An 18,311-nucleotide genomic window follows, 5' to 3' on the forward strand; every position below is an offset into this window, starting at 1 on the left:
TTGCGCCTTTGATCATGGGCAGGCTCCATAACGGAGGTTTCTCCAAAAGAAAACCCCTTCCGGCACCGTTTGCCGCCATTTCGCCATTCCCGCCCGGCCCCTGCTTCTTTCTGGTCTCAAATACCCCGGGGTGAATTGGCCGGAGGCCAAGAGGGGCAGCGCCCCTCCTCCAGACAAACCTTCGGGGCAGCCCCCGCCCTGACGGCAAAATACGCCGGCGGCCGAAGCCTTTCCCCTTGCATCCCGCGGCGGCTTGCCGCACCGCTTGGGCCATGAGCATCGCCACACCGCAGAACCCAGCCCTTGCCGCCGCCCTGATCCTGGCAGCAACCACCTTCATTGCGGCCACCACGCTGATGGCCAAAGCGCTGGGGACAGACGTTCTGGGCACACCGCTGCACCCGATGCAGATCAGCCACGGGCGGTTTCTGTTTGCCTTCATGGGGATTTCAACTGCGGTGCTGATCCTGCGGCCGAAATTCATCCGGCCGCATTGGGGCTATCACATCGGCCGCACTTCCTTTGGCTGGGCGGGTGTCACGCTGATGTTTGCCTCCGTCGCCTATATCCCGCTGGCGGATGCCACCGCGATCACCTTCCTGAACCCGGTCTTCGGGATGCTGCTGGCGATCCCGCTTCTGGGCGAGCGTGTCGGCCCCTGGCGCTGGGGCGCGGCGCTGATTGCCATGATCGGGGCGATGATCCTGCTGCGCCCCACCCCTGCCAGCTTCCAGCCCGCAGCGCTGCTGGCGCTGACCGCGGCTGCGGTGATGGGGATGGAACTGATCTTCATCAAGAAACTGGCAGGCCGCGAGGCGCCATTGCAGGTCTTGTGGTTCAACAACCTGCTGGGCCTGGCCATCGCGACCTGCGCGGTGCTGCCGGTCTGGCAAATGCCAACAGCGGCACAATGGGGCGCGCTGGCGGCCCTTGGCCTCCTTATGGCCTGCGCCCAGGCCTGTTTCATCAACGGCATGGCGCGGGCCGATGCGTCTTTTGTGGCGCCGTTCAGCTATGCCACGCTGGTCTTTGCCGCGCTTTACGACTTCCTGGGGTTTGGCGCGGTGCCCGATGCCATCTCGGTTCTGGGCGCGGTGATCATCCTGGCGGGCGCCGCCATTCTCGCCTGGCGTGAGGGCCGGCAGAGGCCCCAGGCCCGCGCCCCGGCGCCCGCCGCAAAATAGCTTTCACGGAGAGTTTTTCCGCCGGGCAGGTCCCGCAACGACTGCCGCGTCGAAAACCGGCATTTTTCGCATAGGTTCCGCCGCCAACCTGATCTCCAGCAGAACAGGAGGGACAGATGCACGAGCGGCGGATACCTGATTGGCTGCGCCATGCCCCGGTGCCTTCGGTACGCGATTTCGGCATCCTCGCAGGGCTGGAAGCGGTGGTGCGCGGTACACTGATCTCGGTTTTCCCATTGATCATGTACCGGGCGCTGGGAGACGCAGGGCTGGTTTCGGCGTCCTATTTTGCCGTTGGGGTCTTATCGCTGATTGCCGGGCTGATGGTGCCCGGGCTGGTCCGGCTGCTGCCGCGCCGCTGGGCTTATTCCCTGGGGACTGCGATGTTTGTCCTGTCCGCCGGTTTTGCCATCGAGGGCAGCCCGGCCTCGGTGCTGGCCGCGCTGGCGCTCAACACCGTGGCATCGGTGGTCACCTTCATCTGCTTCAACGCCTATGTGCTGGACTATATCGCCCGGGTGGAGCTGGGCAGATGCGAGACCTCGCGGATGTTCTATTCTGCCGTTGGCTGGACCGCCGGTCCGATGGCCGGCGTGCTGCTCTTGGAGTGGTGGGCGTCCGCCCCCTTCCTGATCTCGGGCGGCGCGGCGGTGATCCTGCTGGCGGCCTTCTGGTGGATGCGGATGGGCAACGGCAAACAGATCGCCCGGGCGCGCGGGCCTGCGTCCAGCCCTTTGACATACCTGCCCCGTTTCCTGGCCCAGCCCCGGCTGGTCACCGGCTGGCTGTTTGCGGTGATCCGCTCGGCGGGCTGGTGGATCTATGTGGTCTACCTGCCGATCTTCGCCATTGAAAAGGGTCTGGGAGAGGAGCTTGGCGGTATCCTCCTGTCCGCCACCAATGCCGCTCTGTTCGGCGCGCCGCTGCTGCTGCGGCTGGTGCAGCGCCACTCGATCCGCATGGCAGTGCGGACCGGGTTCCTGGGCGTGACCCTCTGCTTTGGCACTGCGGGCATTGCGCAGGGCTGGCCGATGGTGTCGATTGCGCTGCTGGTGGCGGGGTCTGCCGCGCTGATCCTGCTGGATATCTGCGCCGGGCTGCCGTTCCTGATGGCTGTGAAACCCTCGGAGCGTACCGAGATGTCGGCGGTCTATTCCAGCTACCGCGACATTTCCGGCATCCTGACGCCGGGGGCGGCCTGGCTGGTTCTGCTGGTGGCGCCGGTGGCCGGGATCTTCACCGCAGGCGCTGCTGCCACCGCAGCGGCCGTCTGGCTGGCGGGCAAGCTGCACCCCCGGCTCGGAAACCGGAAGCTGGCACCCGCGGCCGAGCCGGTGCCGGCGGAATAGCGGGATCAGGGTTTCAGCCGGTAGCCGCTGCGCAGCATCACCCAGGCCAGGGTGCAGACCGCAAGCGTGGCGCCGCTGCACACCGCCAGCCCCAGCCAGGGGGAGCTGTCGGAGGTGCCGATCACCCCGAATCGCACCCCGTCGATCAGGTAGAACACCGGGTTCACATGGCTGATCGCCTTGAGCACCGGCGGAAGCGCCTCGACCGAGTAGAAGGTGCCGGACAGGAACGCCAGGGGTGTCACGATGAAATTGGTGATCGCCGCCATCTGGTCGAACTTGTCGGCGAAGACGCCGGCGACAATCCCCAAGCCGCCCAGGAAGGCCGCCCCAAGCACGATGAACACCAGCGCGACCAGCGGATGCGCGGGCACGATCTGCAGGACTGCCATCAGCCCCAGCCCGATGGCCAAGGCCACCAAAGTGCCGCGCGCCACCGCGCCCGCCAGATAGCCCAGCAGGATCTCCAGCCCCGACAATGGCGGCATCAAGGTGTCGACGATATTGCCCTGCACCTTGGCAATCACGATGGAAGAGGATGTATTGGCAAAGGCGTTCTGGATCACCGTCATCATCATGATGCCCGGCGCCAGAAAGGTCAGGAACGGAACCCCCATCACATCGCCCCGCTTGGGGCCGATGGCGATGTTGAAGATCATCAGGAACAGCGCCGCGGTCATCAATGGTGCCAGCAAAGTCTGGGTCCACACCGCCAGGAACCGTTTCACCTCGCGCCAGGCCAGCGCCTTCAGCCCCATCCAGTTCACATGCCCGAACCGGCGCGCGCCAAGTTCGACCTGATAGCCCTGATCCGCCATGCTGCCTCCAGATTCCCCGGTTTCCATTGCATTGCCTGCATAACCTCTGGGCCTTGGGGCGCAAGATGCCTTGTAACTCCGCCCGGAGTGATTAAAATAGGACATCACACGGAATTTAATGGCGGCCCGCAGAACCACTGGGGCCGCTATTAGCTTGGAAAGGCAACATATGTCCTGGACAGACGAGCGCGTCGAACTGCTCAAGAAAATGTGGGGCGAGGGCCAGTCGGCCAGCCAGATCGCCAAGGAACTGGGCGGCGTGACCCGCAACGCCGTTATTGGCAAGGTGCACCGCCTCGGCCTGTCCAACCGCAACAGCGGCGGCTCCAAGGCTGCCGAGCCCAAGGAGAAGCCCGCAGCCGCACCGGCCGCCGCGGCGCCCAAACCTGCGGCTGCGCCCAAGCCCAAGCCGCAGCCCAAGACCGAACCGGCCCGCCCGGCAGCCGCCCAGCCTGCGGCAGATGCCAAGCCGGCAACGCCTGCCCGCCGCCAGATCATTCCGGCCGGCCAGCCGCTGCCGCCGCAGCCCTCGGCCAATGAAATCAGCCCCGAGGCGCTGGCCAAGGTCAATGAAGTCGAGAAGAAGGCCAAGAAGCTCACTCTGATGGAGCTGACCGAGCGCACCTGCAAATGGCCCGTGGGCGACCCGGCAACCGAGGACTTCTGGTTCTGCGGCCTGCCCGCCCAGCAGGGCAAACCCTATTGCGAGGCGCATGTGGGCGTGGCCTTCCAGCCGATGTCCTCGCGCCGCGACCGCCGCCGCTAAGGCTTGGCAGCACCGCATCCGAAACCCGCGCCCCGGCGCGGGTTTTTGTTTTGCAGATGCCCGCCGCAAACTTCAGGCGGTGATAACGCTGCCTCTGCCGGTTATGCCGGAAGTGTTGCAACGCTGGTGATCACCGCTGTTGCTGCAAGAATGGCCGCCATCAGCACGCCCTCCACCTCAATGGACCGGGCCAGGCGCCGTCCGGCTTCGGCCTTTCCTGCCTGCATTGCAGGAACAAGGCGCAGCTTGTTTACTGCGGCAAGCGCCAGCAGCGCCGCCACTAGGCCCAGCTTGACCAGCAGGGTTTGGCCGTAACCGGTCGAAACCAAAGCGCTTAGCCCGCCCACCAGTTTCCAGGCCATCAGCAGCCCTGCCAGGATCAGCAAAGGAACGGCAACCATGGCAGCCTGTCCGAACCGGTGCCCCAGCAGGGCCGCGTTGTGCAACTGCCCGGGCTGCCGCGACAGCGTGTGAAGCGGCGCGAGAATCCCGATCCAGAAAGCAATGCCCGCAAGGTGAAGCATGAGCAAAAGGCGGGCGCCGGTCAGGTCCAGTTCCGGAACATGGCCAATCAGGGTCAGCGTCCACAGCCCCAGCCCGCCGCCGCACAGTGCAATCCAGCCGCCGAAACCAGGCCAGGCCAGCCCCGCAACCAGCAAGCCAGCCGCTCCTAGCCGCCACAGCAGAACGCTGCCAACCGGTGTCTGCCATAGCAAACCCAGCATTTCCGGATCGCTCATCCCGGTGTAGTCCCCGGTCAGCGCCGCTCCGCGCAGCAGAAAGCTCAGGACAGAGGCGGCCAGAGCAAGGATTGCCAGGATGAGAGCTTGCCGCCTGATCCGGTTCTCGAGAGAGGAAAGCAGCGCAGGAAAGGCAGCCTTTGCGATCATCAGGCCCGCCGCACCTGCAAAACCGGCATAGATGGCGAGCTTTGCCAGAATTGAGGCGAACTCCCAGATATCCGGCAGGCTCATTCGACTTCGAACGAGAAGTGGCCTTTCATGGCGTGGCCATCCGCCCCCAATCCGCGCCATTCAACGCGGTAGGTCCCTGCCCCCATTCCCTGCAGCGGCAAGGTGTACGACTGAGCAAAACCTGTCTGACCGCCAAGATCCAGCTGCACCGGCGCTTGATCCTGATGCACCAAATCCACCCGTGTCAGCCGGATGCTGCCCGCAAAATCAAGGCTGAGTTCCGCCGGGAACTCGCTCACCACCGCATCATTTGCAGGCGTTGTTTTTTCCAGCGGAGAATGTGCAGCTGCACTGCTGGCAATTGCCGCGATCCAGAAAGCTACGGTGAGATTTTTCATTGGGAGAACCCTCAGTTGTTTGCTTTGCGGCTCCGGGGTTCGCAGCTAGTAGGAACATCCAGCGCAGAACCGGCTGCGTTCCGCCAAATTGCCAGCGGCAGCACTGGTTGCCAAGTGTATTTGCACCCATGTCCGGCACCCGGTCACAGCAAAAAACCCGCGCTCGCCAGCGCGGGTTTTCTGTCTTGCCTGTTGTTATTGCAGGCGCCCTGCGGCCAGGGGGCGGATCAGTTCGCCACCGGGCCTTCGGAAGTGAACTTGGGGATCACGCTGTCAGACGCGGCTTTCGGCTCGATCCCCGGCCAGTTGCCCTCAGCCAGGTTGATGTTGCCCGGGATATCCTCTTCCCAGAAGCCCACCACCACGTCGGTGATGTTCAGATAGAGCTTGTCGTCGACGATGCGCCACAGGTTCGGGTTTGCCGGAACCTTGCCGCCCTTGGAGACGCCATAGGCGCAGTGGCCGTCATACTGCGGTGCGTAATAGGCCGGGTTTGCCGCGAACTTGTCGCGGTTCTCTGCCGAGGAAAACGCCCAGGTTGCGCCGTTGTATTCCGCGGTGAAATCCGTGCTGCCGCGCACCGGCGCGGTCTGCGGCGTGCCGACCGGGTTCATCTCCAGGCTGCGGTAGGCCACAACGTCATAGCCCGACACGGCATAGCCGGTGCCGTCGACATACTGCTCGCCCGCAAAGGCCGGCATTGCAAAGGACAGCGCTGCCGCAGCAGCAAGTGCAAAACGCTTCATGAAATCATCCCTTTCATCGGTGATCGCTTCAACTTGGGCACCGGCATCCTATCCGGCTTCGGGTCAAACATTATAGGGCCTGAAACAAATGCGAAGGGGGGCTCACGCCTCTGTGTCCGCATGCGCTGGTTCTGTGAACTTTTGAAAAATTTCAGCCGCCCATACCTTCCAGTCATTGGAATTTGTAAATACCCCTTATCTCTGCCTGAGCCGATCGCCGAAGCATGTGCGATTGACCCTATTCAGGAAACAATCAGAACAAGGCCCGACAGATGAGCGACACCCCCTACACCCCGCCGAAAGTCTGGAAATGGGAACAAGGCAACGGCGGCGAGTTTGCCTCGATCAACCGTCCGATCGCCGGTGCGACCCATGACAAAGAGCTGCCCGCGGGCAAACACCCCTTCCAGCTGTACTCGCTGGCGACCCCGAACGGGGTCAAGGTCACCGTGATGTTCGAAGAGCTGCTGGCCGCGGGCCACGCAGACGCCGAGTATGACGCCTGGCTGATCAAGATCGGCGACGGCGACCAGTTCGGCTCGGGCTTTGTCGAGGTGAACCCGAACTCCAAGATCCCGGCCCTGCTGGACCGCAGCGGCGATGAGCCGGTCCGTGTGTTCGAAAGCGGTTCGATCCTGCTGCATCTGGCCGAAAAATTCGGCGCCTTCCTGCCCAAAGAGGGCGCGGCCCGCACCGAGGTGATGAACTGGCTGTTCTGGCAGATGGGCAGCGCGCCTTACCTGGGCGGCGGCTTCGGGCATTTCTATGCCTATGCGCCGGAGAAATGGCAGTATCCGATCGACCGTTTCACCATGGAAACCAAGCGCCAGCTGGATGTGCTGGACCGGCAGCTGGCAGAGCATGAGTTTATTGCGGGCAGCGAGTACTCCATCGCCGACATCGCCATCTGGCCCTGGTACGGCCAGCTGGTTCTGGGGCGCAACTACGGCGATGCCGCCGAGTTCCTGGACGCAGCCAGCTACAAAAACGTGGTCCGCTGGGCCAAGGCCATCGACGCCCGTCCGGCCGTGCAGCGCGGCCGCATGGTGAACCGCTCCTACGGCGACTTGGAAATGCAGCTGCACGAGCGCCACGACGCCAGCGACTTCGAAACCCGCACCCAGGACAAGCTGGAGCCGGCGGCAGAGTAACCGGCTCTGCCTGCAAACTGCAGGTCCCAGGCAATCAAAGCGCCCGCCCCGCTGCGGGCGCTTTTCCGTTGCCCTACATCCAGCCCAGCTGTGTCAGGGCGTGCACGTCGTTCCAGACTTTGGTCACATGACGGATCTTGCCGCCGTCGAAATCCAGCACATAGACGTAATCCGAGGCGACTTTCCTGCCCGTCGGCGCGCCGTTTCCTGCATCCACAGTATGGGTGCCGTGGAACACCGAGAACAGGATTGCGCGGCTGCCGTCCTCATCCGCCATCAGGGTTTGGAACTCTGCATGGGCGTCCGGCATCGGCGTCAGCAGCCCCTTGGCCCATTCCGTATAGGCCGCAAGCGTTTTGATTTCCGCCAAGGCATCTGACTGGACCGAGAAGGTTGCCCCCGCCGTGCACCATTCCTGGCACACCTCCCATCCCTTGCCGGCATCGCAGGCTTCGCAGAAATCGTGGGCTGTCTGTTTGATGGACATCGGTCTCTCCCTCCCAGCTGTGTGGCGGGCACGGGCCGCAGCCCTGCCCTTGCAGCAGCAGATAAGGCGAAAACCGCGGAGGGCGAGGAAACCTACTTCAGCCGCGGCGGCTTTTCGGGATCGCTGCCAGGTTTGACAGGCTTCACTTCCTGCGGCGCCTTGGGCTGCGGCAGGTCAAAGCGCAGACCAACACGGGCCAGGCCGGCCGCCGCCGGGTCCTCTGCCTCAAAGAAGCCGACATCCATCGCACCAGCCTCGATGCCGGAAAAGGTGAGCGCCTCGCCGGCCGCTTTGGCAAGCGAGGCCTGCGCGGCCTCCTTGGCCCCCACGAAGCCCAGGAGGTGCCCCTGCCCGCCGCCCTCATAGCGCACACCCGCAAGATAGGCCGCCGCAGCCAGCCCGCCCGCAGTGGCAAGCTTGGCGTCCAGGGCGGTCAGCAGCGCTTCCGGCAGGCCCTTGGGGGCGGTGAACTCCGTCACCCCGGCCTCGACTTCTTCCGGCGCGTGGCCCAAAGTCCGGTGCAGCCAGCCTATGGCGTCTGCCGGGATCAGAAAGGCTGAGGGCGCCACTTCCAGGTTCAGCCCCAGGCCAATTCCCTGGCCATCCCCCTGCCCGGTCAGCATCTGCACGATCACCCGGCCCGACAGCGCTGCATAAGGCACCGCCCGCCCGGCAAACTGCGCCAGCCGTTCCTCGCGGTCGAACACCAGCACAAAGGCGCCTTCCGGCGTCTCAAACAGCTCAGGCGAGATCTGTTCCCCATCCGCCTCTGCCGCCAGCATCAGGAACAATTCAGCATCGGCCAGCCGCTCGTAGAACCGCAGCCTTGCGGCATCATCCTCGGGGGCAGCTTCCATCGCGGCATGGGCCAGATCCAGCGGGGTTTGTTCGCTCATCGCATCAGCTCCTTCACCCGGGCCTGCAGAACCGGCAGCAGCTCCGCCTCGAACCAGGGGTTTTTCTTCAGCCATGCGGTATTACGCCAGGACGGATGCGGCAAGGGGAAGACCTGCGGCGCATGATCCCGCCAGCCCTGCACCAGCGCTGTCACCGGCCCTTTCACCCCCAGATGGTAGCGCTGCGCATGGGCGCCCACCAGCACCTTGAGCTGCACATCCGGCAAATGCGCCATCACCTGATCATGCCAGGTCCTGCCGCAAATGGCAGGCGGCGGCAAATCGGCCTTCTTTTCGTTGTAGCCCGGGAAGCAGAACCCCATCGGCACCACCGCCACCCGGTCCTTGTCATAGAACTCCGCCTCGGACAGCCCCAGCCAGGCCCGCAGCCGGTCGCCTGAGGGATCGGTGAACGGCCGCCCGCTGTCATGCACCCGGGCGCCTGGCGCCTGGCCTGCAATCAGGATCCGGGCAGAGGGGCGGAACCACACCACCGGCCGCGGCTCATGAGCGGTGGCGGTGGCGGCAAACCGCTCCGCGCAGATCCGGCAGCTGCGAATCTCTGTTTTCAGCTGCCGGGCCGCGGCGATTGTTTCCGGACTGGAACCAGTCATCTCTTGCCCGTTCTCCCGTTCATTCCCGAAAAATGACCGCCCCGCCCCCGGATACCGGCCAAATTGGTTAAGACTTGGTTGATGAATTATGTCACAATTCGACATAATAAGGCCAAATTCCCGGCGTAGGCCATTAACACTCTTTTGATACGAAAGAGCCACGGGCGCGATGGAACGCGCTTGGGAATTGAGGCAGACAGAGCCCGAAATCGGGCCGCACGGGCAACACCGGAACGAGCGATGCTTGAGTTTGAAAACGTCAGCAAGTCCTTTTGGACAGGGACACAGCGCAAGGTGATCCTTGACCGCGTTTCGTTCCGCGTCGAACCGGGCAAATCGCTGGGCGTTCTGGCCCCGAACGGCACCGGCAAGACCACATTGATCAACATGATGGCAGGCCTGGAAAAGCCGGATGAGGGCGAAATCCGCCGCAACTGCAAGATCTCCTTCCCGCTTGGGTTCATGGGCGGGGTGATCAGCCGCCTTTCAGCGATGGAGAACAGCCGCTATATCGCCAAGCTCTACGGCCTGGACCCGGACTATGTCGAGGCCTACTGCCGCTGGCTCTGCGGGCTGGGAGAGTATTTCGACCAGCCGCTTGGCACCTATTCATCGGGGATGCGGGCGCGGTTCAGCTTCTCGCTGATGCTGGCGCTGGACTTCGACGTCTATCTGATCGACGAAGGCATGCCCAGCACCACCGATGTCGAGTTCAACCGCAAGGCCGGTGAAATCCTGCAGGAACGGCTGCAGACCACCACCATCGTCATTGTCTCCCACCAGGCCAAGACTCTGGAAAAATTTGCCCGCTCCGCGGCTGTCCTGCTGCAGGGCCAGCTGCATATGTTTGACACTTTGGAAGAAGCGAAACAGCTCTATGACTACGAAACCGAGAGCTAAGAAGTTCCGCATCCGCCGCAGCCCTTCTGCTGCCGACGCGCAGCCGCAGGCTGCGGGCAATGCAGCCGCCGGGGACGCCGCTGAGACGCAGCAGCCGCCGCAGGCCGCGGCTCCCTCTGCTGCCGCGGCAGCCGCCGCAGCGGCACAGGCACCCGCTGCCCAGCCCGGTGCCGCCGCGCCGATGGGCGGCATGGTCAGCTCCCCCCGCGAAAGCAAAATGGAAACCGACATCGAAGCGATTCGCCGCGAGGGCCTGACCGGCCGCCAGCTGCGGCTGGCGCGCCGGATGGCCCAGAAGCACAACCTGGCCGCCACTTCGGATTTCGAAGCGGTGCGGATGCTGCGCGAACGCGGCATCGACCCGTTCAAACGCGCAAATATGCTGGAACTGGTCGTACCGCAGAACAAGACCCAGCCTGCGGGCACACCGCCAGCTCCGGGTTCGGTTCAGCTGCCGCAGACTGTGCCCGCCGCCAAAACCACCCTGCCCTCGACCGAGCTCAGCCCGGCGGAGCGGCGCAGCCGCGAAATCCAGGAAATCCAGCGCGATATCGCCCGCCGCCGCCGCCGCAAGCTGTCGCTGCTGGCGGCACGGCTGGCCTTCTTCGTGATGCTGCCGACCCTGGCTGCAGGATACTATTTCTATTCGGTGGCAACGCCGATGTTCTCCTCCAAATCCGAGTTCCTGGTGCTGCAGGCCGACGGCGGCGTCGGCGGCGGCGTCGGCGGGCTGCTGAGCGGCACCCAGTTTGCCACCAGCCAGGATTCCATCGCCGTGCAGGGCTATCTGCAATCGAAAGAGGCGATGCTGCGGCTGGATGCCGAAGCCGGCTTCAAGGCGCATTTCACCCAGGAAACACTGGATCCGATCCAAAGGCTGGAAAGCGACCCGTCCAACGAGGAAGCCTATTCAACTTACCAGCGCAATGTGAAAATCGGCTACGACCCGACCGAGGGCGTGGTGCGGATGGAAGTCTCCGCCGCGGATCCGGAAGTGGCGGCTGAGTTTTCCCGCAAGCTCATTTCCTATGCCCAGGAGAAGGTGAACAACCTCTCGCAGCAAAAGCGCGCCGACCAGATGTCCGAATCCGAAGCCGCGCTTACCGATGCCGAGGCCAAACGCCGGGCCGCGCAGCAAAACCTTGTGCTGCTGCAGCAGCAGGGCTCTGTGCTGGACCCCGAAGGCGTGGTCGCCTCGCTGCGCCAGCAGATCAGCACCTTTGAAATCCAGCTGGAGGAAAAGCGGCTGGAACTGGCCGCGCTGCAGGACAACGCCCGCCCCAACCGGGCCAAGGTCTCCGGCGCCGAGGCTGACATCCGGCGGCTGGAAGCCGTGATAACCAGCCTCAACAACCGCATGGTCGACGCCTCCGCCGGCGAAAACTCGCTGGCCAGCCTGCGCATCCAGATCCAGATGGCCCAGGCTGACCTCGCCACCCGGGACCTGATGCTGCAATCGGCCTTGCAGCAAATGGAAACCACCCGCCTGGAGGCCAACCGCCAGGTCCGCTATCTGACTACCGCGGTGGAGCCGGTTCCCAGCCAGGAACCCTCCTATCCGCGCAAGTTCGAGAATACCGTTTTGGCATTCCTGATCTTTTCCGGTATTTACCTGATGTGTTCGCTCACCGCGTCCATCCTGCGGGAGCAGGTATCCTCGTAAAGCCATCGGAAGCCACGATCGGAATCCCATGAAAAACGTATCTGTCGCCGGACTGAATATCGGCAATGACCGCCCGTTGACCCTGATTGCAGGCCCCTGCCAGCTGGAAAGCGCCGACCACGCTCAGATGATCGCAGGCCTTTTGAAGGAAGCCTGCGACAAGGCCGGCGCCCAGTATGTGTTCAAGGGCTCCTTTGACAAGGCGAACCGCACCTCGCTCAATGCCAAGCCCGCCCTGGGCCTGGACAAGGGTCTGGCGGTGCTGCAGTCGGTGAAGGACAGCATTGGTGTGCCGGTGCTGACCGACATCCACGAGCCGGAGCAATGCGAACCCGTCGCCGAAGTCTGCGACATCATGCAGATCCCGGCCTTCCTGTGCCGCCAAACCAAGCTGCTGCTGGCGGCGGGCCGCACCGGCGCTGCCATCAATGTCAAGAAGGGCCAGTTTCTGGCGCCCTGGGACATGCCCAATGTGGTGGCCAAGATCGAAAGCACCGGCAACGAGAAGATCCTGCTGACCGAACGCGGCGCCTCCTTTGGCTATAACCGCCTGGTGGTCGACATGCAGTCGCTGCCGGAAATGGCGCGCACCGGCTATCCGGTGGTGATGGACGCGACCCACGCGGTGGCGCAGCCCGGCGGCCTGGGCGGCTCCTCCGGCGGGCAGCGCGAATTTGCACCGGTTCTGGCCCGCGCAGCTGTGGCCACCGGCATCGGCGCGGTGTTCACCGAGACCCACCAGGATCCGGACAATGCCCCCTGCGACGGCCCGAACATGATCTACCTGGATCAGATGCCGCAACTGATTGACACATTGATGGCGTTTGATGCATTGGCCAAAGCCAATCCCATTAGCATTTAAAAGAGTATTTTGACATGACCAAACCCCTGCCCGAGGTGACCCCGAACACCTGGAGCTTTCTGCGCGATGCGATGATCACCCCCACCGGTTTCCGTGAGTACGACGCGCGCTGGAAATACCCGGAGGAAATCAACCTCCCCGGTATGACCGCCCTGGGCCTCGGCCTTGGCACCCAGATGCGCAAGCGCGGCATCGAACCGGTAATCGCGGTCGGCAACGACTACCGCGACTATTCGCTGGCCATCAAGAATGCGCTGATCCTGGGCCTGATGCAGGCCGGTATCCAGGTGAAGGACATCGGCCCGGCGCTGTCGCCAATGGCCTATTTCGCCCAGTTCCACCTGGATGTGCCCGCGGTCGCCATGGTCACCGCCAGCCACAACCCCAACGGCTGGACCGGCGTCAAGATGGGCTTTGACCGGCCGCTGACCCACGGCCCCGACGAGATGGGCGAGCTGCGCGACATCGTGCTGAACGGCGAAGGCCAGACCGCCCCTGGCGGCTCCTATGAGTTCGTAGATGGCGTCAAGGAGGCCTATATCGACGACCTCGTGGGCGACTTCAAAATGTCCCGCCCGCTGAAAGTGGTCTGCGCCACCGGCAACGGCACCGCCTCCGCTTTCGCGCCCGAGATCTTCGAACGCATCGGCGTCGAGGTCGTCGAAAGCCACAACCGGCTCGACTATACCTTCCCCCATTACAACCCGAACCCCGAAGCGATGGAAATGCTGCATGACATGTCCGCATCCGTGAAAGCTTCAGGAGCTGATCTGGCGCTTGGCTTTGACGGCGACGGCGACCGCTGCGGCGTGGTGGATGACGAAGGCGAGGAGATCTTTGCCGACAAGGTGGGCGTGATCATGGCCCGCGACCTCAGCAAACTCTACCCGAACTCCACCTTTGTCGCGGATGTGAAATCCACCGGGTTGTTTGCCTCGGACCCTGAGCTGCAAAAGAACGGCGTCACCGCCGACTACTGGAAAACCGGCCACAGCCACATGAAGCGGCGGGTCAAGGAAATCGGCGCACTGGCAGGCTTTGAGAAGTCCGGCCACTACTTCCTGGCCGAGCCGGTGGGCCGCGGCTACGACTGCGGCATGCGGGTCGCGGTTGAAGTCTGCAAGATGCTGGACCGCAACCCGGGCCAGTCAATGTCCGACCTGCGCAAAGCGCTGCCCAAGACCTGGTCGACCCCGACCATGTCGCCCTATTGCGCCGACACCGAGAAATACATTGTGCTGGAGCGGCTGGTGCAAAAGCTGGTGGCCAAGCACGAAGCCGGCGACAGCTTTGCCGGCCGCGCGATCAAGGAAGTCGTGACCGTGAACGGCGCCCGGGTGATCCTGGACAACGGCTCCTGGGGGCTGGTGCGCGCCTCGTCGAACACGCCGAACCTGGTGGTGGTCTGCGAAAGCTCCGAGAGCGAAGCTGAGATGCGTGCGATCTTTGCGGATATCGACGCGGTGATCCGCACCGAGCCGCTGGTCGGCGACTACGATCAGACCATCTGATTTATTTGAGCAAGTAAGCGGCCGCCTGCTGGCGCAGGCGGCAGGCTAAGGGGTTTCGCCTGCTCACGCAGGCGACCGGCGCCCGCCTTCGGCGGGCGTTTCCCTTTGCTGAGAAGCGATCTAAGGGCAGGTCTGCCCTTAGATGCGCAAATTCAAGTGTAAGACGCCAGAGGCCGCGTCAAGGACAGGCCGGGCGGTGCCCGGTGGCCTGATGGCCATCCCTGACCCGGCTTCCGGCTTGGGTGATCAATCCCCGCCCAGCAGGCGGAGCAGCTGGTCCCGGGCTTCCTGTTCGATGCGCTCCTTGAGCACATCGTTCAGATCCTGTTCCGGCGCGATCTCCGTATTCAGGTTCAGCTCCTCGCCAAGCTTCTGGCGCAGCCGGTCCTTGGCTTCCTCCTCGACGTCATCGATCCGGGTCTGCAGCGCCTGGCTCAGATCCGGACGGATATCCGGGTCTGCCCAAGGGCCGGTGACCCGCACCGGAATGGTCAGCACCTGATCGCTGCCCGCGCGCACGATCTGCGGCGTGAAGAGGTAGTCAAGATCACGCGCGCCCAAGCCGATCCGGCCCTTGCCGTCCGCGCGGAACCCCTTGAGCAGCACCAGCAGATCCTGGTTGCTGAGGTTGCCGCCTTCGATGGTAAAGCTCGCCGTCAGCTGGTCGAATACCGTGCTGCCCCCATTGCCGCCGCTGCGCATCAGCTGCTCCAGGTCGAAACCGGTGAAAAACCCCTGATCTGCTTCCAGCCAGCCTTTGCCGCTGAGCGAACGCATGATCGCATCGACCGAATTGCCGGAGCCAAGGAACTCCAGCTCGCCCAGCGCTTCGCCGTTAAGGCGGCTGTAGCCTGCAGTTTCGCCCAGGGCGCGTTCCAGCCGGATGCCGTTGAAGGTCAGCTTGCCGCCCACTGACAGGCCATTGCGGTTATTGGCCACCACCTGTCCCTGCACCTGGCCGCCGAACATCGCCGCCGGCAGGAACTTCAGCACTGCCCGCGACCGCTCGATGCTCAGGTTCAGCTTGCTGGCGCCCAGCTGGATGCCGCCGGTGTTCAGACTATCAAAGGTGAGGCCGATGGCAGCATCTGCCAGCCCCAGCGCCGAGGCATCGATTGCCTCCCTGGGCCAGCCGCTCTCAGCTGCCCCGCCGCTGCTGCCGCCGCTGCCCTCCAGCATTGCCAGATCCAGCGCGCCGCCCTGCAGCTGCGCGGTGATCTTCGGACGGTCCAGCAGCGCGACATCCGCAGCCCCCGTCAGCCTGTTGGGGCCAAGCTCCACCGCCATGTCCCGCATCGACAGCCGCCCGTCCGCGGTATAGGTCACATCGGCACCGAACACCGCCTTCTGCGCAAAGGCGTCCGGCAGGAACACTCCCATCGCTACCGCGGTCTGCAAAGCATCCTCCGCACCGAAGGTCAGCCGCCCGCCGGCCTCGCCGCGGATATCGGCGTGGCCGTCAAACCGGCCCTTGCCGCCGGGCGCCGTCACCGTTGCCCCGACCGAGGAAACCTCACCCGCCAGGAAAGCCGCAAACGTGCCGATCTCGGCATCGATCTCCACTGGCGCGCCTGCTGGGCGCAGGGTTGCCTTGACCCGCACCGTGCCATCCGGCTCCGGCCACAGCAGCCGCAAGTCGGTGTTCTTCATCTCCACCGGTGCTTGCCCGTGCGCCGCATAGCGCAACGAGGCACCGGTCAGCTCCACCGCTTCGATCCGCAGCGGCAGCGCACCGCTGCTGCCGCCAGAGCTGCCCGCGGCCGCCGTATCTCCGCCAAAAACCCAATTGCCGGTGCCATCCTCGCGGGTTGCAAGGTTCAGATGCGGCAGGATCGCCGAAATCTCGGTCACCCGCACATTGCCCTGCAGCAGATCCGCCGCCGCCACACCGATGGTCAGCCGTTCCGCGCTCAGCATCGGCTCCGACCCGGCCCACTCCGCATTGGACAATGTCACCGCATCCGCTTTGACACCCAAGGTGGGCCAGAAGGTAAAGCGTGCCTTGCCGCCGATCTCCAGCTTGCGCCCGGTCTGCCCCTCAACCTGATCGGCCGCCAGCTGCGCGATCTTTTCGCCCGGCAGCAGCAGCACCAGCCCCAGCAGGACCGCCACTGTCAGCACCAGCGCCGTCGCAATCCGGATAATCAATCTCATCGGCCCACTCCTCATGTCTTGTCCCCCGGTCCGGAAACCTGTTCCAGCAAGGGTCTTTTCCCCAGCTTACCGCCTAGAGGAGCGGGTGCAATGCGGGATGTGCCCCCTCTACCGCAGCCGGAACCGCTGGCGCAGGCCAAGGCCGAGGAAGAACAACAGCGGCAGGCTGGCGACGGTTTGGACGCCGGAGAAGAATTGCAGCACCGGAGGCAGAACTCCCAGCACATCTGACAAGAATGTCCGCCCGAACCCAAACAGCGGAAACAGGTTGGAGAAGCTGAGCGCCATGGCCGCTCCCATCGGCCGCTCGATCACGCTGTCCGGCGCCGGCACGCAGCAGCCGGAGAGATAACCCCAGAAGGCAGCAAAGCCCAAGGCCCAAATCCCTAGGAGCCACAGTGTCGGCCTTAGTATGGAATAGCCGTATTCAGAGAACAGGCCGAACAGAAGGTAAGGCAGCCGCTGCCAGATAGAGCCGATCCTCCCGGCGAAGTGCATTTCCCGGCGGAAGAAGAAGTGCTCGTCTTCGGGGAGGCCCTGCTTGGCGAGGATGTGGCGGATGGTGGCGCAGCTTTCGCGGGCAACAACCGTATCATTTATGTACTCAACCGGCCAGTTCCTTTCGTCAGCCGTGAAACTGAACTTTTCATGGAGTATTGCACCTTCCCAATCAGGAAATGCTGACAGAAAAAACGCAGAAGTAAAATTGCTTGGCTTAGCGAAAGTTGCACCCGAAAAATCAAGCGACTTTGTGCCTTCTGCAACCCCAGATCCAAAGATTGTTCCGGAAAAGAAGGAAAAGTTGTCAAACACAGAGAACGAGAAGTCTGCGTTATCCTCAAACTTAGACATTCGAAGACTCACAGTTTTCTCAAAGTGTGCATTCTTGAAACTAGTATTTCCGCAAAATGACGCCTCCGATAGATCAAGCGTACCGCGGACAACTACCCGTCCAAAGTCAAAACCATCATGACCCCAAAGGTAACGCCCATAAACGTCTTTTGAGAACGCCGACATGTTGAAATCAACGCCCGCTTGAAACTTGCAGTCTTCGAAATTGGCGTCATCTTCAAATGATGCATGACTAAAATCAGAATACCCACGAAGAAAACAGCGCGCGAAACTTGCACGCTTCTTAAACTTTACTTCCGCAAACTGAAAACGGCCAGTCGACTGCTCAACGCTAGAACTATCAAAATTTACATCTCCCAAAAAAACCGAATAACTGGCGTCTAAGCCTTCACCAAAAGAGCACAACTTGGCGCTTAAACGACCAGCGAATCCAGCCTCTTGGATCGAGCACTTCCCGTAGAAACTAGAAAAGCTTATTGTTAGATCAGCCGGAAACAGGTAGCCGGACAACTCCAAGGGCCGCCGGAACTCCAACCTCGACAGGTCAATTTCGGAAGGCTTATCTAGTTCTCCAACATCGACTTCGGCGCCAGGGTTCCGCCTCTGAAACTCCTCTGTAAATAGCGCTCTAATCTCAGCTGACTTTCTTAACCATTGATCGCGTGGCGGCGAACTAATTCCGAGGCTAGTCAACTCCTCCCGCTTAGAGTGCGATGCTTGACCACTAGCCCATATGTTCCAAACTCGCCTGTTTTCGACCTGTAGGTCACGATCAATCTCCTCCCCCTCCTGCTCCCCATAGAGCGTCATCAGCACATACCAGGGGTTCTCGTTGGCTGGCTTCAGCTTGGGCTGCCGGGCGGCCGGGGCCGGCGCTTCTGTCTCGTCACGCATCAATCGCTCTCGTCATGCAAATGGCTTTGGTGCAGGCTACGGGCTTTGGCGCCCCCGCTTCAACACCTAACGGAGGGCAGTCCCCGGCCTCGGGTGGGGGTGAAGCCCCCTCCCGTGGGGGAGGTCGGGGGCTGCCCGGCCTGCAGCCGGGC

Annotated in this window: 17 protein-coding genes; 8 read left to right on the forward strand and 9 right to left on the reverse strand. The window is 63.1% G+C overall.

What is annotated here, in order from left to right; translation table 11 throughout:
• Positions 1-272 precede the first annotated feature (272 nt).
• Positions 273-1,184 (forward strand): DMT family transporter, encoded by a 912-nt coding sequence (locus tag RA20_RS20165; protein ID WP_039132846.1) that lies wholly within the window; start codon positions 273-275, stop codon positions 1,182-1,184.
• 116 nt (positions 1,185-1,300) lie between these two features.
• Complete coding sequence (locus tag RA20_RS20170) at positions 1,301-2,533, forward strand: MFS transporter (protein ID WP_039132847.1); 1,233 nt, start codon at positions 1,301-1,303, stop codon at positions 2,531-2,533.
• A 5-nt stretch (positions 2,534-2,538) separates the two neighbouring features.
• On the opposite strand, the gene RA20_RS20175 is transcribed toward RA20_RS20170, so the two are convergent.
• On the reverse strand, positions 2,539-3,351 hold the full coding sequence (locus RA20_RS20175) for an ABC transporter permease (RefSeq protein WP_039132924.1): 813 nt from the start codon (positions 3,349-3,351) through the stop codon (positions 2,539-2,541).
• 169 nt (positions 3,352-3,520) lie between these two features.
• On the opposite strand from RA20_RS20175, the gene RA20_RS20180 reads away from it, so the two are divergent.
• Positions 3,521-4,117: a GcrA family cell cycle regulator gene (locus tag RA20_RS20180; RefSeq protein ID WP_039132850.1), complete on the forward strand. Its 597-nt coding sequence runs from the start codon at positions 3,521-3,523 to the stop codon at positions 4,115-4,117.
• A gap of 101 nt (positions 4,118-4,218) precedes the next feature.
• Here the strand turns inward: RA20_RS20180 and RA20_RS20185 are convergent, their stop codons facing one another.
• The 3 genes from RA20_RS20185 to RA20_RS20195 form a co-directional block, all read right to left on the reverse strand.
• On the reverse strand, positions 4,219-5,091 hold the full coding sequence (locus tag RA20_RS20185; protein WP_039132852.1) for a copper resistance D family protein: 873 nt from the start codon (positions 5,089-5,091) through the stop codon (positions 4,219-4,221).
• Positions 5,088-5,429, reverse strand: a complete 342-nt coding sequence (locus tag RA20_RS20190; protein ID WP_039132856.1) for a copper resistance CopC family protein — start codon at positions 5,427-5,429, stop codon at positions 5,088-5,090. Before RA20_RS20190 ends, RA20_RS20185 begins: the two co-directional genes overlap by 4 nt.
• Before the next feature lie 227 nt (positions 5,430-5,656).
• Positions 5,657-6,175: a YHS domain-containing (seleno)protein gene (locus tag RA20_RS20195; RefSeq protein ID WP_039132858.1), complete on the reverse strand. Its 519-nt coding sequence runs from the start codon at positions 6,173-6,175 to the stop codon at positions 5,657-5,659.
• 272 nt (positions 6,176-6,447) lie between these two features.
• On the opposite strand from RA20_RS20195, the gene yghU reads away from it, so the two are divergent.
• Positions 6,448-7,326 (forward strand): glutathione-dependent disulfide-bond oxidoreductase, encoded by an 879-nt coding sequence (yghU, locus tag RA20_RS20200; RefSeq protein ID WP_039132860.1) that lies wholly within the window; start codon positions 6,448-6,450, stop codon positions 7,324-7,326.
• Between the two features lie 73 nt (positions 7,327-7,399).
• On the opposite strand, the gene RA20_RS20205 is transcribed toward yghU, so the two are convergent.
• The 3 genes from RA20_RS20205 to RA20_RS20215 form a co-directional block, all read right to left on the reverse strand.
• Positions 7,400-7,813: an ester cyclase gene (locus tag RA20_RS20205; RefSeq protein ID WP_039132863.1), complete on the reverse strand. Its 414-nt coding sequence runs from the start codon at positions 7,811-7,813 to the stop codon at positions 7,400-7,402.
• Positions 7,814-7,905: 92 nt separating this feature from the next.
• Positions 7,906-8,709: an SseB family protein gene (locus RA20_RS20210; RefSeq protein WP_039132867.1), complete on the reverse strand. Its 804-nt coding sequence runs from the start codon at positions 8,707-8,709 to the stop codon at positions 7,906-7,908.
• Positions 8,706-9,323: a uracil-DNA glycosylase family protein gene (locus RA20_RS20215; protein ID WP_052249102.1), complete on the reverse strand. Its 618-nt coding sequence runs from the start codon at positions 9,321-9,323 to the stop codon at positions 8,706-8,708. Before RA20_RS20215 ends, RA20_RS20210 begins: the two co-directional genes overlap by 4 nt.
• 240 nt (positions 9,324-9,563) lie before the next feature.
• Here RA20_RS20215 and RA20_RS20220 point away from each other — a divergent pair, with 240 nt between their 5' ends.
• The 4 genes from RA20_RS20220 to RA20_RS20235 are packed head-to-tail and all read left to right on the forward strand — an operon-like array spanning position 9,564 to position 14,259.
• Positions 9,564-10,223 carry an ABC transporter ATP-binding protein gene (locus tag RA20_RS20220; RefSeq protein WP_039132869.1) on the forward strand — a complete coding sequence of 220 codons (660 nt, stop codon included), beginning with the start codon at positions 9,564-9,566 and terminating at the stop codon, positions 10,221-10,223.
• Positions 10,201-11,886 (forward strand): capsule biosynthesis protein, encoded by a 1,686-nt coding sequence (locus RA20_RS20225; RefSeq protein ID WP_039132872.1) that lies wholly within the window; start codon positions 10,201-10,203, stop codon positions 11,884-11,886. The genes RA20_RS20220 and RA20_RS20225 overlap by 23 nt, the downstream gene beginning before the upstream one ends.
• Positions 11,887-11,914: 28 nt before the next feature.
• Positions 11,915-12,748, forward strand: a complete 834-nt coding sequence (gene kdsA / locus RA20_RS20230) for a 3-deoxy-8-phosphooctulonate synthase (protein WP_039132875.1) — start codon at positions 11,915-11,917, stop codon at positions 12,746-12,748.
• A 14-nt stretch (positions 12,749-12,762) separates the two neighbouring features.
• Positions 12,763-14,259: a phosphomannomutase/phosphoglucomutase gene (locus tag RA20_RS20235; RefSeq protein ID WP_039132879.1), complete on the forward strand. Its 1,497-nt coding sequence runs from the start codon at positions 12,763-12,765 to the stop codon at positions 14,257-14,259.
• Positions 14,260-14,505: 246 nt separating this feature from the next.
• Here the strand turns inward: RA20_RS20235 and RA20_RS20240 are convergent, their stop codons facing one another.
• Both RA20_RS20240 and RA20_RS26220 read right to left on the reverse strand, forming a co-directional pair.
• Positions 14,506-16,413, reverse strand: a complete 1,908-nt coding sequence (locus RA20_RS20240) for an AsmA family protein (RefSeq protein WP_039132881.1) — start codon at positions 16,411-16,413, stop codon at positions 14,506-14,508.
• 108 nt (positions 16,414-16,521) lie between these two features.
• A complete protein-coding gene (locus RA20_RS26220) occupies positions 16,522-18,159 on the reverse strand; it encodes a pentapeptide repeat-containing protein (RefSeq protein ID WP_241482303.1) in 1,638 nt (545 codons plus the stop codon).
• Positions 18,160-18,311 lie beyond the last annotated feature (152 nt).

This window comes from Leisingera sp. ANG-Vp, from assembly GCF_000813725.1.
GTDB lineage: Bacteria > Pseudomonadota > Alphaproteobacteria > Rhodobacterales > Rhodobacteraceae > Leisingera.